Source organism: Escherichia sp. MOD1-EC7003, assembly GCF_002965065.1.
GTDB lineage: Bacteria > Pseudomonadota > Gammaproteobacteria > Enterobacterales > Enterobacteriaceae > Escherichia.
The window spans coordinates 1-559 of record NZ_PTRE01000279.1; the positions used below are offsets into that span (position 1 = coordinate 1).

Below are 559 nucleotides of genomic sequence, written 5' to 3' on the forward strand. Positions count from 1 at the left end.
TAGTAGTGAGGAAGCGTTTGTAATGAACGTGGAGCGAAGGGGCAGCGTCGGGCAGTCTGCACCACGGCCCAACTGTACGCAGGAGGAGGCTGGAGGTGAACAGACAAAACCGTTTCAGGTCAGTAAATTGCAGGTGGTGGAAGCGTACCGGCGGATAAAGGCGAATGCCGGGTCTGCCGGGGTGGATAACCAGACGCTGAAGGATTTTGACCGGGATCTGAAAGGAAATCTGTACAAAATCTGGAACCGGTTATCATCGGGAAGCTGGATGCCGCCGCCAGTGCGTGCGGTGGAAATTCCGAAGAAGGATGGAAGCAGCAGACTTCTGGGGATACCAACAGTAAGCGATCGAATCGCGCAGATGACGGTGCTGATAACGTTTGAGCCATTAGTGGAGCGTGACTTTCTGAATGACTCATACGGATACCGGCCCGGAAAATCAGCGCTGGATGCCATAGCCGTAACAAGAAAACGCTGCTGGCAGTATGACTGGTGTCTTGAATTTGATATCAGGGGGTTATTCGATAATATTCCCCACGATTTATTACTCAGGGCAGTG

1 protein-coding gene is annotated in these 559 nt (G+C 52.2%); it reads left to right on the forward strand.

All coding sequences use genetic code 11. The features are described 5' to 3' along the window. Positions 1 to 22: 22 nt before the first annotated feature. A partial coding sequence (locus A7090_RS25365) for a reverse transcriptase domain-containing protein (protein ID WP_241957306.1) occupies positions 23 to 559 on the forward strand: 537 nt, incomplete at its 3' end.